1 protein-coding gene is annotated in these 739 nt (G+C 56.4%); it reads left to right on the top strand.

Translation table 11 applies throughout. The annotated features are described in order from the left end of the window. Nucleotides 1-128: 128 nt before the first annotated feature. Nucleotides 129-593, top strand: coding sequence for a hypothetical protein (locus QJT78_RS51825; RefSeq protein ID WP_049810375.1), 465 nt, complete (start codon nucleotides 129-131; stop codon nucleotides 591-593). Nucleotides 594-739: the final 146 nt, after the last annotated feature.

Genomic DNA, 739 nt, shown 5'->3' with positions numbered 1-739 from the left:
TCGCGGTTGGAGGTGATGGGGTTGGCTTCACAACCGAATCCTACGCCGTATCAGCGCTTTACACCACGCTCGCCAGCCCTCAGGCGCACTCTTACGAATAAGACGGGCTAGAAGCTATCGCTAAAACTTTGAGCGCCCTCCAAGACGGCCTTCACCACCGTCTTGATATTGAGATCGTAAATCAACTGCAAACCGCCCTAGCTTTCGATCCCGAGGTTGGCTCACGCGAGCAAGCAGTGGACCTTCTATCATCGTTCCAAAAGGATGCAGCTAAAGTTGCTCATGCCGGTTTGATCGCAGTTGCGGGCTTAAAGGAGCAAGTCGGCGAACGGGGTCGACCCCAGCTGGAATGGCACGATGATTTCACTGAACTATTGGGAAAGATCGCGAAAGTGGCAGGCATCAACCCGCAGTTCTGGAAAGATCGAGAAGACGGCGATTGGCATGGTTGGCTGTTCGAGGCGGCTCAGAAGCTCGAGATGTTCTTTTCACCGGCAATGCGGTCGCCCAGCAGAGAAGCCGCCGGAAAGCGTCTGGAACGAAGCCGAGACCGCCTTGGGGGAAAGGATCGACAAAAACCTTCCTCGGCCTGAGGTGTTTTTGTCGATGTGACCGACCCTGAGCGTTCCCCTAGCCCGTCTTATTCGCGAGAGGGCGCCTGAGAGGCTGGCGAGCGTGGTGTAAAGCGCTGATGCGGCGTAGGATTCGGTTGCGAAGCCACCCCATCACCTTCAACCGC

The organism is Bradyrhizobium sp. Mp27 (assembly GCF_029953005.1).
Taxonomy (GTDB): domain Bacteria; phylum Pseudomonadota; class Alphaproteobacteria; order Rhizobiales; family Xanthobacteraceae; genus Bradyrhizobium; species Bradyrhizobium barranii.
Note: the sequence above shows the minus strand (reverse complement) of the source record. Positions and strands in the feature narration are given on the sequence as shown.